Source organism: Bacteroides ihuae (genome assembly GCF_900104585.1).
GTDB lineage: Bacteria > Bacteroidota > Bacteroidia > Bacteroidales > Bacteroidaceae > Bacteroides > Bacteroides ihuae.
Genome location: NZ_FNVX01000005.1, coordinates 465,746 through 478,616, shown reverse-complemented (window position 1 = coordinate 478,616; position 12,871 = coordinate 465,746). Strand labels below are relative to the sequence as shown.

The window sequence follows — 12,871 nt, the reverse complement described above, 5'->3', positions numbered from 1 at the left end:
TGATTATTAATTAAATTTTGCTAAATGCTTGTTCTAAATCATCAATAATATCATCAATATGTTCCGTTCCGATAGAAAGGCGAACTGTACCGGGGTTGATCCCCTGCTCGGCCAACTCCTTCTCATTCAACTGAGAGTGAGTAGTAGTTGCCGGGTGTATAACCAGTGACTTCACATCAGCCACGTTGGCCAACAATGAAAAGATCTCCAAACTATCAATAAATGTCTGCGCTTCCTTGGTACCGCCTTTCACCTCGAAAGTAAAAATAGAACCTGCCCCTTTAGGGAAATACTGTTTATAAAGTGCATGATCCGGATGATCGAGTAATGCAGGATGGTTCACAGCAGCCACTTTGGGGTGTTTCGAAAGGTATTCTACCACCTTCAAAGCATTTTCCACGTGACGTTCTACACGCAAAGATAGCGTTTCCAAGCCCTGTAGCAAAATAAAAGCGTTAAAAGGACTGATAGCAGCACCCGTATCACGCAACAATATGGCACGTATTCTTACCACATAAGCAGCGGAACCCGCTGCATCCACAAAGCGAACGCCATGATAACTCGGATCGGGTTCAGTAAGTTGAGGGAACTTACCGGAAGCTACCCAGTCGAACTTGCCGGAGTCTACGATGATGCCTCCCAGTGAAGTACCGTGTCCGCCAATAAACTTAGTAGCCGAATGAACAACAATATCTGCACCATGCTCGATGGGACGAATGAGATAAGGAGTGCCGAAAGTATTGTCTATAATAAGCGGAATTTTGTGCCTATGCGCAATAGCTGCTACAACATCAATATCAATAATGTTGGAATTAGGATTACCTAAAGTTTCAATAAAGACAGCTTTGGTATTAGGTTGAATAGCTTTCTCGAAATTGCCAAGATCAGACGGGTCAACAAACGTAGTGGTCACTCCGTAGGTTGGCAATGTATGAGCCAATAGATTATAAGACCCTCCATAGATTGTTTTAGCAGCTACTATGTGATCTCCTGAACGGGTAATATTCTCGATGGCATACGTCACTGCCGCTGCACCCGAAGCTAATGCTAATCCGGCTACTCCTCCTTCGAGAGCTGCCACGCGATCTTCAAGTACCCCCTGCGTGGAGTTTGTCAGCCGACCATAAATATTTCCCGGGTCTTGCAGACCGAAACGAGCAGCCGCATGAGCCGAGTCGCGAAACACATACGATGTGGTTTGGTAAATAGGCACTGCGCGTGCATCTGTTGCCGGATCCGGATTTTCTTGTCCTACATGTAGTTGTAGTGTCTCAAAATGCAATTTCTTTGTTCCCATGAGCTTCCTTATTTTTGTTAGTTCTATATAATCTATTTGATTAAAGTCTGATAATGCAAAGATAGCAGCAGATGCATAGTGGTAAAATCGCACATTCAAGGCATTTTCATACCACGATTATGGTAGTTGGTCTATAATTATTGTTTTTTCAATGAATAATCTAAGCTGATGAGAATAGAATCAACTATATTTGCAACACGTACAATAATATCGTAAAGAAATGAACGCTAAAAATAGTATATATTCCATCTTGCTTATTCTGACAGTTTGTACCTCTTTCGCATCATGTAGCGGTGAAGACCGGAGAAAAGAATATGTAGAACAAACGGAATTAGACCATTGGATTGACAGCACCATGCGTCAAGAGTATTACTGGTATGAAGACATACCGGCCACATCTAAGTTAAATTACTTCAACGCTCCGGCAACCTTTCTCAAATCGGTATCAACGAGTAAAGACAGTTATTCCTTTGTAGAAGACCTTACAGCAACCAATTATAACTACGGGCTAAAATATAAGCTATACGAACTAACAAAAAAAGCCTATGTAGCGCAAGTGCTTTATGTTATAGCAGATTCTCCGGCTTCTGAAGCTGGATTAAGCAGAGGAGACTATATTACAACGATAAACGGAGACTCCATCACGACAACCACCTCAACAGCTCTTGACGAGGGAAGTACGTTGAAAGTTAGCGTTGCCAAGTACGCCAATGGTAAGTTGGGAACATCAGAGATCAAACAACTCAGTGTAGCTCGCGCCACAAAGGATGATCCGATTTATTACCACAGTGTTTTTACATGGGATGGAAAGGCAGTTGGTTATCTGGTATATAACCATTTCACGGCAGGAATCGGCGATTCCGATGAGACATACAATAACGAATTACTCAGTCTATCTAAAGAATTTTCAGGAGTCAGTAACTTTATTCTCGACCTTCGCTATAACAACAGCGGTACGATGCCCTCCGCCAGGCTATTGGGAACAATACTTGCACCGGAAAGTGCACTTGGAAAAACTTTCTGTACAATGAAATACAATAACAAAAAAAGCCCTCAGGAAGTAAGTAACACTTTTGATGCTAGTTTGATAAGTACCGGAACCAATTTAAACCTACAAACAATATACGTGCTAGTAAGCGCTACGACTTCCGGAAATGCAGAGTTACTGATCAGTGCCCTCAAACCGTATATGAATGTAGTGGTTATTGGAGCAGCAACCAAAGGAAACAATCTTGGCTTAGACACTTATACAAACAGTAAATATATGTGGGCTATTCACATTGCCGTATGCAAATTATCCAATGCAAAAGGTGACACTTACGAAAGCGGATTCATTCCCAACTATGTGGTTATAGAAAGTAGAGAGACATTCGAAAGTTTCTTACCTTTTGGAAACACAAAAGAATTGCTTCTTGGCACGGCACTAAGCATCATCGACGGTACTTACACTCCCCCTACAACAACCTCTAATTAATCCTCCTTAATATTATGAATAAAATAAAAGATAAATTACCCATATTTCTCCTCTTAATTGTTCTGCTAATTGGGAATGCATCTTGCAAAGATGGTGACAACGACGATGATTCAGGACTTATTATAGATCCTACAGAAAAAACTGGTGTGAACGCATGGATTGAAAGTACCATGCGTGAAAACTACCTCTGGTATGCGGATATGCCTGCTCAAAGTAAACTTAATTTTAGCGCTGATCCGGAAACGTTCTTTTCATCGCTTCTATCGACTAGTGATGGAGATGAAGATTCAAACGGAAAACATTATTATTACTCATACATAGAGAGCACCTCTACGATCACAAAAGCTATCAGTAACTTAGAGCAGAGTTATGGATTTGAGTTTATATTCTATAAACTGCGACGTGATGGAGTTACGTTTGCTGCGCATTTGCTTTATGTAGCTCCCAATAGCCCCGCTGATGAAGCTGGATTAAAACGTGGCGACTGGATTCTCACAATGAATGCAGATTCTATCACAACAAGTAATTATAAAGTATTATATGGTTCAAGTGCAATGGAATTGAGTATTGCAAAATATAGTAATGGCAAATTTGTCACGCAGACTGAAAAGACTCAACTAGGCGCTGCACGTAAAATAGAAGATGATCCAGTGCATTATCACACAATTATCCCTTGGAATGGGAGAAAAGTCGGCTACCTGGTCTATAATCATTTTACAGCCGGGCAGACTGATGAAGACACCAAATATAACAAAGAGCTTCTTTCTTTATCAAATACATTTAAAGGTATAAATGAGTTTATTCTCGACCTGCGGTACAACAATGGTGGCTTGCTAAGTTCGGCACAGTTACTCTCAACTATATTGGCCCCTGCAAGTGCATTAGGAAAAACGTTCTGTACATTGCAATACAATGATAATCAAAGTCCTCAAAGTGAATCGATTACGTTGAGATCTAGTTTATTGAACGGCGGAATAAACCTTGACTTAAAAACAATCTATGTTTTAGTGAGTGCTGAAACAGCTTCCGCTTCCGAACTGGTTATCAATTGTTTAAAGCCATACATGGAGGTAGTTGTGATAGGTAAAACGACAGAAGGAAAGAATGTAGGTTCTGTAAGTTACACTGATGATAAGTATCCTTGGCTTCTCCAACCTATTGTGTGCAAACTATACAATGCAAGTGGTAAATCAGAATATGGTAAAGTAGGCTTTATTCCTGATTATAAACGTGACGAAGCTGAAACACTGGATAAATTTCTCCCATTTGGTGACACGAATGAATTGCTCTTAAGTACTGCTCTTGGCTTAATAGGCGGGACTCCTACGGTAACTGCTACAAAATCCGTTACACGTAGTTCGATGAATTTAAAGAAAATCGCTTCTTCATTGGATAGAAAGGACAGCAACGGAGTGATCATTCGATAAGCTGACAATGTACTTATATTAATGTATGAGCGCATGCATCTTTTCAACAGAAAGACTTGACTTTGGTGAGTTAATGTATTATCTTTGTCAACATAATCATTAAGTAGTTTCAAATTAAACTACGGTAAAAGGAAGAAGCTCAAAGTTCTTCCTTTTTTTATTACTCTCAACCGTATTCTCTTCCAAAGAACCTTTATTTTCACCCAAATGAACCGTTGTGATTACTCAAAAGACGGTTGCACTTTTCAAAAAGACGGTTGCACTTCTAGAATCTGCTACCGTCTCTTGCTACTTCACCCTTCTTCATCGAAAACACCTCCTATTACTCGTTAGCATAAGAGCATATTTTAGCATAAAGAATGCCCACCGTTAAGAATGTATAAATCTAGTCTTGACAAGAATGAGCTCAAAAAAGCACTTTTAGTACTATTATTACTAAAGCCTGCCCTACCAACAAAGTATCGGCAAGGCAGGCTTTATAACTGGATGATATGTTCTATGATTCCTTACTTCGTAAAGTATTTGCTGAAGAAGAGAATCTGGTAATCAATAGAATTTTGCCAATATGGGCCATTGTGCACCCCGGGGCGAGTAATGAAATCGTGATTGATGCCGCGTCCCAAAAGACGTTCATGCAAATCTTTATTTACCGCCAGAAAGAAATCACTCTCTCCACAATCGATGATAAGAGCTAAATCTCCATTCTGAATTTTATCTATCTGGTTGATAACCGTATGCTCATCCCACGATTTCTTATTAGCAGCAAATTCGCCCAGTTGAGTAGTCATTTCCCAATTGGTAGGAAAGGGACGAATATCTACTCCACCACTGGTACTTCCTGCTGCACCAAACACATCTTTATGACGAAATGAGAGCCACAAAGCACCATGTCCCCCCATGCTAAGTCCCGTGATAGCACGTCCTTTACGATCAGCTATCGTTTTATAATGCTGATCAATAAATTGTACCAACTCTGACGAAACAAATGTTTCATACTTATATTGAGGATTCTTGGGGCTATCCCAATACCAGCTATTCTTACCATCAGGACAGACAAAGATAATGCCTTTCTCGTCGGCTATCTGCGGTAATTCGGGTTTCAGAGCTATCCACGAAAGCGCGTTGCCACTATATCCATGAAGCAAATAAATCACCGGACAACTCACCGCTTTTTTTCCCATTGCCGCATCGGGTGTAACCACCACTACCTGTACCTCCTTATTCATCGAAGGACTTTTTACCATTAAGGTATCGACTTTTGCCGCTTGTACCGAAAGCCCCGCCAATAAAAGCAAGGCAAGTAAAAGATTTCTTTTTCTAAGCATACTTTTTTTATTTATTAGAATCATTAACTGTTACATTGTTGAAACTTTCATCAGCCACCTCATTCGGTTTTTCAATGCAAGGATATTCGGCGGGAACATCAAAGTCCTTACGACACACACTACATTGATATACACTGCGTATGTTACCCAATGGTGTACCTGCTAACAAACCTGAAAAGAGAGCAAAAAAGAGTTTTGAATATTTGCGTTTACCTAATGAAATATAAATATCTTCCGAACCACAATAAGGACAATACTTCTTATCTAGAGGAGTGTTGCGATATAGTATTTCAAGTGCTCTCTCTAGATCACATTCCATCACTAGCACCTGTACGCCACCACCCATAATATTGGCTAAAGCAGGAAGCAAGGTCGAAAAGTTTTCATTATGCAAAATAGATTTGATCCCTTCGTTCTCAAGAGCTCCCTGCAACAAATGAGCTTGTATTGCATTATCACACGTAGTCAGTCGAATAGTTTTCATAAGCGTCTGAAATTTAGAGGTTTGAAAAGACAAAAGTAAGGGTTTAAAACGAAAATGAAAACTTTTTTTTACTTTAGTTTGTTGAATAATCACATAAAACCACTACGAATATATGAAACGTATCATTGTATCATCCATTCTTCTGAGTTTTACTCTTTTCATTACTTTGGCTCAACCAATGCATCGGATAAAAGGTGTAGTGATTGACAATACTAGTCGGCGACCGCTGGAGTTCGTGAATGTTGTGGCACTGGGCACAAGCACAGGTACAAGTACCGATTCTACGGGGCACTTTTCTATTCCTCTGTTAAAGCCGGGTATCTATCGCTTACAAGCCTCTGCCCTTGGCTACAAAGAAACAATAACCTCGGAATACATTCTTTCCACCAAAGACCTTCATATCACCATAGAGCTCGAGGAGAATCCAACAGAACTATCCGGCATCACCGTCACTGCTTCTCCTTTTCGGCGAAGAGCTGAAAGTCCTGTTAGCCTTCGCACCATCGGTTTGCAAGAAATAGAGAAAAGTCCGGGAGCAAATCGCGACATCTCTCGCATAGTACAATCCTATCCCGGCGTGGCCTTCTCTCCCGCAGGTTATCGCAATGATTTGATAGTCCGTGGAGGTGCACCTTCAGAAAATCGTTTTTATCTGGACGAGGTCGAGATTCCCAACATCAATCATTTTAGTACACAAGGAGCATCAGGAGGACCGGTAGGCATTATCAATGCTGATCTCATTCGTGAAGTAAACTTCTATACAGGAGCCTTTCCTGCTGAAAAAGGTAATGCAATGAGCTCCGTGCTCGACTTTAAACTTCGTGACGGAGACATGGAAAAGAATTCATTTAAAGCGACTTTAGGTGCATCCGAGGCATCGCTGACGTCGAACGGACATCTGGGGAAAAAGACTTCTTATTTGGTTTCTCTTCGCCAATCTTATTTACAATTTCTTTTCAAGGCACTTGGTCTGCCCTTTTTGCCTACATATACTGATGCGCAGTTCAAGTTGAAAACCCGTTTGAACTCCGCCAACGAGCTAACGCTATTAGGACTTGCCGGCATCGATAACATGCGCTTAAATAAAGATCCGGACGGTGAAGATGCGAAGTATATCCTAGGATATTTACCAAAAATTCAACAGGAAACCTTTACTCTGGGCGGTGTGTACAAACATTTTGCGGGACACCATGTGCAAACGATCGTGCTAAGTCATAGTTACATGAACAACCGAAACACAAAGTACACTGATAATGATGAAAGCAGTGAAGAGAATCTTTCTTTGAAACTGCGATCCACCGAACAAGAAACAAAGTTTCGCATGGAGAACTCTTCTACCATAGGATCTACCAAAATTTCTTTCGGAGCTAAAGTAGACTATGTGCAATACTCAAATGATACCTATCAAAAGAGATACACTAACGAAGCAGAAACCATAGACTATCACGCATGGATGAACCTGGTAAAATGGGGAATCTTCGGCAAGATAACCTACGAATCAACAGACGATCGCTTTAGTGCATCACTCGGTATGCGAACGGACGCTAACAACTATTCCGATGAAATGAAGGATATTAGCAAGCAGCTTTCTCCACGTTTATCACTCTCTTATCGTTTAACTACTGAACTCTATCTGAATGGAAGTGTCGGGCTATACTATCAACTTCCAGCCTATACAAGTATAGGATTTAAAGATAATGACGGAGTACTAGTCAATAAAGCAAACCTCCGCTACATGTCCGTCAGCCAAAAGAACATTGGACTGAGCTGGCGCATTAATAATAAAATGGAATTCTCGGCCGAAGGTTTTTATAAAGATTACGATAACATCCCCTACTCTATTGCAGACGGCATTCCGCTGGCTTGCAAAGGCAATGACTATGGAGTAGTAGGCAACGAAGCATTACTATCCACCGCTGAAGGTCGCTCCTACGGTATGGAGTTACTCCTGAAATGGATTGTAGCGCAAAAGATTAACTTATCGTCTTCTTTCACGCTCTTCAAAAGTGAATATCGGAACAGTAAAGAAGCACCATACATGGCTTCTGCTTGGGATAATCGCTACATATTCAATCTCAATGGTACCTATAATCTGCCGCGCAACTGGAGTGCGGGGATGAAGATTAGTTACATTGGAGGTGCGCCTTATACTCCGTATGATACAGATAGGTCATCACTCGTCAGCGCATGGAATGCTCAAGGTAAACCTTATTATGACTATTCAAGATACAACACTGAACGCCTGCCTAACTTTGGACAGATAGATGTTAGGGTAGACAAAACATATTATATTGGTCGCTGCATGTTAGGGTTTTATATTGACATACAAAATATAAGTGGCAGTAAGTTCAAGCAACCGGATATACTTATGAGTACAGGGGTAATCGAGAACCCCACAGCGCCACTAGCCGAACAACGATACCAAATGAAATACATCAAGAAAGAAAGCGGCACTATACTACCCACAATAGGAATTACAGTTGAACTCTAAAAGTATTAAGAGCCTTGTTCCATTATAAATAAATTACTTTCAGATAAAATTATCAATAATCAGTGCAATTGTTTGCGTAGTATCTTAAAATCAGCTAAATTTCCACTTTCAAATCCATCCTAAACATTTATGGAATTCATTATCATTCTTCTTTTATTTGTTTTAAACGGCGTTTTCGCTTTGTATGAAACAGCACTTGTCGCATCCAGCAAAACTAGATTGGCAACCTTAGCCGGAAAAGGAGACAAAGCTGCAAAAACAGTATTAAAGCAACTCAAGCAGCCCGAAAAGTTTCTCTCCGCGATTCAAATAGGTATCACGCTCATCGGTATCATTACGGGAGCATTCGGTGGAGTAACGTTGGTCGATTACGTAACTCCTCTTTTCGAGAAAATGCCTGCTACTGCTCCTTACGCAAGTGATTTATCGATGATAACTGTGATATCCATTATCACATACCTGTCACTAATTATAGGTGAACTGGTACCCAAATCTATCGCGCTTGCCAATCCCGAACGTTACGCCTTAGCACTAAGTCCGATCATGACCTTACTCACCAAAATTTCATTTCCATTCGTTTTGCTGCTGAGTATTTCTACTCGCTTCATAAACAAGATTATAGGCATGAAAGAAACCGAAGAGCGCCCTTTAACTCACGAAGAACTTCGCACGATTCTGCACCAAAGTTCTCAACAGGGAGTAATAGATAAAGACGAAACCGAAATGCTCCGAGACGTATTTCGCTTCTCAAACAAACGAGCTAATGAACTAATGACTTACCGCAAAGATCTGGTGGTGCTATCTCCCACAGACACGCTAGAAGAAACATTGGATACGATAGATAAAAGACATTTCAGTAACTATCTGCTGGTAGATATGAACAAAGACGAAACCATTGGAGTGGTTTCGGTAAAAGATATTATTCTGATGATAGGTAGTAATAGAGAATTTGATCTCAAGAGCATCGCTCGTACACCATTATACATTCCTGAAAGCCTATATGCGAAAAAAGTATTGGAACTATTTAAAAAGAATAAAAATAAATTTGGTGTAGTGGTGAATGAATATGGCGGCACCGAAGGGATTATTACCCTACACGATCTGACAGAGAGCATCTTTGGAGATATACTCGAAGAAGATGAGACGGAGGAAGAAGAAATAGTAAAAAGGCAGGATGGTTCCATGCTTGTAGAGGCCTCCATGAATGTAAGCGATTTCATGGATGAAATGGGAATTTCAAATAATGAAGACCTAGAAGCTGAAGGCTTTACTACTTTAGGTGGAATGGCGATGTTTTTTATTGGCCGCATTCCCCGTGTAGGAGATGCATTTTCTTACAAGAATCTCCTATTTGAAATCATCGATATGGATAATGGCAGAGTGGATAAACTACTCGTCATCAAAAAAGAGAAATAATATAAAAAAACGAATTGCAATGAATTTAGATCCCAACAATAGTTCCGAATTAGCCTTGCTCACCGAAAAAGTTCGTGACATAGCCATTGAAGGAGGTACTTTCTTAGGCGAGGAGCGAAAGAATTTTCGCAGAGAACGTGTAGAAGAGAAAAACAGCCACGACTATGTGTCGTATGTAGATAAAGAATCGGAAAGGCGCTTAGTAGCTCAACTCTCGGCATTACTGCCCGAAGCTGGTTTTATAGCTGAAGAGGGTTCCGGCCAACTTTCTACAGAAGAATACTGCTGGGTAATTGATCCACTAGATGGAACAACCAACTTTATTCACGATAATGCACCGTATTGTGTAAGCATTGCCCTAAGAAACCGAAATGAAATATTGCTCGGTGTTGTTTACGAGGTATGCCGCAGCGAATGCTTTTGGACGTATAAAGATGCACCCTCTTATTTGAACGAGGAAGAGATCAGAGTGTCTGACATATCTTCTATAAACGACGCTTTTATTGAATTAGGCCTACCCTATAATTTCAATGCTTATAAACCCATGGCCGATTATCTAATACATAGTCTTTACGGAAAAGTGGGTGGTACTCGTATACAAGGGGCTGCTGCCGCAGAACTTTGCTACATTGCTGCCGGACGATTTGAGGCTCGCATCGAAGCTTTTTTAGGACCGTGGGACATTGCTGCCGGCTCTCTTATTTTAATGAATGCAGGTGGAAAAGTAACGGATTTTTCTAATAGTGATTCATTTTACTCCGGCCGGGAAGTCCTTGCTAGTAATGGCAAACTTCACCAAGATTTGCTAAATATTATTCAACAGTTTCACCCTTAACACCTTACTATAATGATTTACTATTACACCTACTCCACACCCATCGGCAAGCTCTGCATCTTCGCCGACGAAAAGAGCATTACACAAATATCTTTTAAAGATGCTGTCGAAGGTACCGGAATTGAACAGGAAACAGCACTTACCAAGCAAGCTTTTCAACAGCTTAATGAGTACTTCAGTGGCACGAGAAAACAATTTGACTTGCCACTCAATCCGCAGGGAACCGTTTTTCAAAAGATTGTATGGCATGTACTCCAAAGTATTCCCTACGGAGAGACATGGAGTTATAAACAGGTAGCTATAGCAGCGGGAAATCCAAAAGCATCCCGCGCAGTGGGAATGGCAAATAACCGTAATCCTATCCCCATAGTTGTACCCTGCCATCGGGTAATAGGAGCGAGTGGTGATTTGGTTGGTTATGCCGGTGGTTTGGAGATTAAAAAGAGGCTACTCGAAGTAGAGAAGAAAAAGCCATAGCCCGTAACATCAATACTTCGAATAAAAAAGCTTTATTCTTTCTTAAAAAATGAATGCTAACAAACGAGCTTCAGAAAATACTTCCTATATTTGTAATATTCACAGATACAGTGAGTTAGTGAGAAAGAATAATGCAACAAAAGAATAAATATATAATTTCGTCCATCCTCTACCCACTGCTGGTCTTATTGCTGATCAATTGCCCTATAAAGCAAGAGATTAAGCAACAGCTAGGCATACCCTTTAGCTCGCAAACAGCTAAAGAAAAGCCTAACCAGACAAGGAGTTGTATCGTTGTGTTGCAAAAAACAAAAAAAACCTCTACACAACAAGGACATCCGGATAATTCTCGGAAAACTTGTGCAACTCTTTCCTTTCTCTATTCATTCACCCCCTTATCCACAATCCAACCTTCGTTGCGATCGCAAACAGTAAATAATATTGCTTGCCGAGCTCCATTATTTATCCTTTTTAGAACATTACTGATTTGATTCATCTGTTTAATTTTGTTCTATTACTTCAAAGAAAATAGCACAAAACTTCCTCTTTTTTTTTATTGAAGAAAACAAATTTAAATCAGATCAAATATGACACAATCAAATCATCTGACAGGAATGCAACATGCGTATTCCTCTCTTGCTCTTTTTACATTATCCCTTCGTCTGGTTGTTGGCTGGACCTATTTCTCCGCTTTCTGGCGACGCTTAATCCTCGAGAATAAACTCTCTCCGGATGAAGCAGGATATATCGGAGAGAAATTTAATCATTTTCTCCCCAACGCATTGGGCATTAAGCCAATCATCGAATATTTAGTTAGCAATCCCGAATCTTTGTGGTGGGCTATGGTGGCTTTCACCATCATAGAAGGCATAGTAGGCCTATTGTTCATGTTAGGACTCTTCACACGATTAATGAGTTTCGGAGTACTAAGCCTTGCAGCTGGTATCTTATTAGGTTCCGGTTGGCTCGGCACTACTTGCCTGGACGAATGGCAAATAGGTATACTAGGCGTTGCCGCAGGTTTTACTATTTTCCTTTCAGGCAGTGGAAAGTATTCGTTAGATCAACTGCTCATAAATAAGAAACTGGGCATTGTCCAGAGTAGATGGTTTCCGTGGATTGCTTCAGGGAATCTTCCTTTAGCCCCGAAACTACTCAACAGGAGTGTGCTAACAGGTTCTCTTATCATTCTCTTCATAGCACTCTTTACCAATCAGTATTTTCACAACGGAGTATGGGGTAAGCTACATAATAAATCAGTCACTCCTAAGATTGAACTTTCAGAAGCAAGCCTCAACCAGAATGAATTGGCATTTACGGTCTACAGAGTAGAGGGAGTGGATGTTTATGGTTCTTTCCTAATAGGCATCACGCTAACAGATAGTAAAGGGAATATTGTTTTGGAACGGGATAATAATCATTTAGCAGCATTCCCAAAAGAAGATATAAAAAACAGCTATGTAACAAAGGTAAAGCCTGGCAAGCATAGTCTCATTATACCTTTGGGTGCTAAAGCTAGGTTGAGTATAAAAGACGCTGTTCTACTAAATCTGCCGGAAGGCAATTACAAAATCAAACTGACAGATATAAGTGGAATAACATGGGAACAACAGGTTACACTCTCTTCTCAATCTACTCATTAAAA

Annotated in this window: 10 protein-coding genes; 7 read left to right on the top strand and 3 right to left on the bottom strand. The window is 40.4% G+C overall.

The window, feature by feature from the left end; genetic code table 11:
• Positions 1-10: 10 nt before the first annotated feature.
• Complete coding sequence (locus BQ5338_RS07615; RefSeq protein WP_071146840.1) at positions 11-1,297, bottom strand: O-acetylhomoserine aminocarboxypropyltransferase/cysteine synthase family protein; 1,287 nt, start codon at positions 1,295-1,297, stop codon at positions 11-13.
• 220 nt (positions 1,298-1,517) lie between these two features.
• On the opposite strand from BQ5338_RS07615, the gene BQ5338_RS07610 reads away from it, so the two are divergent.
• Together BQ5338_RS07610 and BQ5338_RS07605 are read left to right on the top strand one after the other, a co-directional pair.
• The gene (locus BQ5338_RS07610; protein WP_071146222.1) at positions 1,518-2,771 is read left to right on the top strand and encodes a S41 family peptidase; all 1,254 of its coding nucleotides are present in this window, start codon (positions 1,518-1,520) and stop codon (positions 2,769-2,771) included.
• 14 nt (positions 2,772-2,785) lie between these two features.
• Positions 2,786-4,198, top strand: coding sequence for a S41 family peptidase (locus BQ5338_RS07605; protein ID WP_071146221.1), 1,413 nt, complete (start codon positions 2,786-2,788; stop codon positions 4,196-4,198).
• 506 nt (positions 4,199-4,704) lie between these two features.
• Here BQ5338_RS07605 and BQ5338_RS07600 read toward each other — a convergent pair.
• Entirely contained in the window at positions 4,705-5,523 is an 819-nt protein-coding gene (locus BQ5338_RS07600; protein WP_071146839.1) for an alpha/beta hydrolase, read from the bottom strand.
• Positions 5,524-5,530: 7 nt separating this feature from the next.
• Complete coding sequence (locus tag BQ5338_RS07595) at positions 5,531-6,007, bottom strand: putative signal transducing protein (RefSeq protein WP_071146220.1); 477 nt, start codon at positions 6,005-6,007, stop codon at positions 5,531-5,533.
• Between the two features lie 112 nt (positions 6,008-6,119).
• On the opposite strand from BQ5338_RS07595, the gene BQ5338_RS07590 reads away from it, so the two are divergent.
• The 5 genes from BQ5338_RS07590 to BQ5338_RS07570 all read left to right on the top strand — a co-directional run bounded on the left by BQ5338_RS07590 (position 6,120) and on the right by BQ5338_RS07570 (position 12,869).
• Positions 6,120-8,498, top strand: a complete 2,379-nt coding sequence (locus BQ5338_RS07590) for a TonB-dependent receptor (protein ID WP_071146219.1) — start codon at positions 6,120-6,122, stop codon at positions 8,496-8,498.
• A gap of 129 nt (positions 8,499-8,627) precedes the next feature.
• Complete coding sequence (locus BQ5338_RS07585) at positions 8,628-9,914, top strand: hemolysin family protein (protein ID WP_071146218.1); 1,287 nt, start codon at positions 8,628-8,630, stop codon at positions 9,912-9,914.
• 19 nt (positions 9,915-9,933) lie between these two features.
• Complete coding sequence (locus BQ5338_RS07580) at positions 9,934-10,749, top strand: inositol monophosphatase family protein (protein ID WP_071146838.1); 816 nt, start codon at positions 9,934-9,936, stop codon at positions 10,747-10,749.
• A 12-nt stretch (positions 10,750-10,761) separates the two neighbouring features.
• A complete protein-coding gene (locus BQ5338_RS07575) occupies positions 10,762-11,226 on the top strand; it encodes a methylated-DNA--[protein]-cysteine S-methyltransferase (RefSeq protein ID WP_071146217.1) in 465 nt (154 codons plus the stop codon).
• Between the two features lie 587 nt (positions 11,227-11,813).
• A complete protein-coding gene (locus BQ5338_RS07570; RefSeq protein WP_071146216.1) occupies positions 11,814-12,869 on the top strand; it encodes a TQO small subunit DoxD in 1,056 nt (351 codons plus the stop codon).
• Positions 12,870-12,871 lie beyond the last annotated feature (2 nt).

Coding starts and splice junctions, on each gene's coding strand:
- BQ5338_RS07615 (WP_071146840.1), bottom strand. CDS start 1,297: ATGGGAACAAAGAAATTGCATTTTGAGACACTACAACTACATGTAGGA.
- BQ5338_RS07610 (WP_071146222.1), top strand. CDS start 1,518: ATGAACGCTAAAAATAGTATATATTCCATCTTGCTTATTCTGACAGTT.
- BQ5338_RS07605 (WP_071146221.1), top strand. CDS start 2,786: ATGAATAAAATAAAAGATAAATTACCCATATTTCTCCTCTTAATTGTT.
- BQ5338_RS07600 (WP_071146839.1), bottom strand. CDS start 5,523: ATGCTTAGAAAAAGAAATCTTTTACTTGCCTTGCTTTTATTGGCGGGG.
- BQ5338_RS07595 (WP_071146220.1), bottom strand. CDS start 6,007: ATGAAAACTATTCGACTGACTACGTGTGATAATGCAATACAAGCTCAT.
- BQ5338_RS07590 (WP_071146219.1), top strand. CDS start 6,120: ATGAAACGTATCATTGTATCATCCATTCTTCTGAGTTTTACTCTTTTC.
- BQ5338_RS07585 (WP_071146218.1), top strand. CDS start 8,628: ATGGAATTCATTATCATTCTTCTTTTATTTGTTTTAAACGGCGTTTTC.
- BQ5338_RS07580 (WP_071146838.1), top strand. CDS start 9,934: ATGAATTTAGATCCCAACAATAGTTCCGAATTAGCCTTGCTCACCGAA.
- BQ5338_RS07575 (WP_071146217.1), top strand. CDS start 10,762: ATGATTTACTATTACACCTACTCCACACCCATCGGCAAGCTCTGCATC.
- BQ5338_RS07570 (WP_071146216.1), top strand. CDS start 11,814: ATGACACAATCAAATCATCTGACAGGAATGCAACATGCGTATTCCTCT.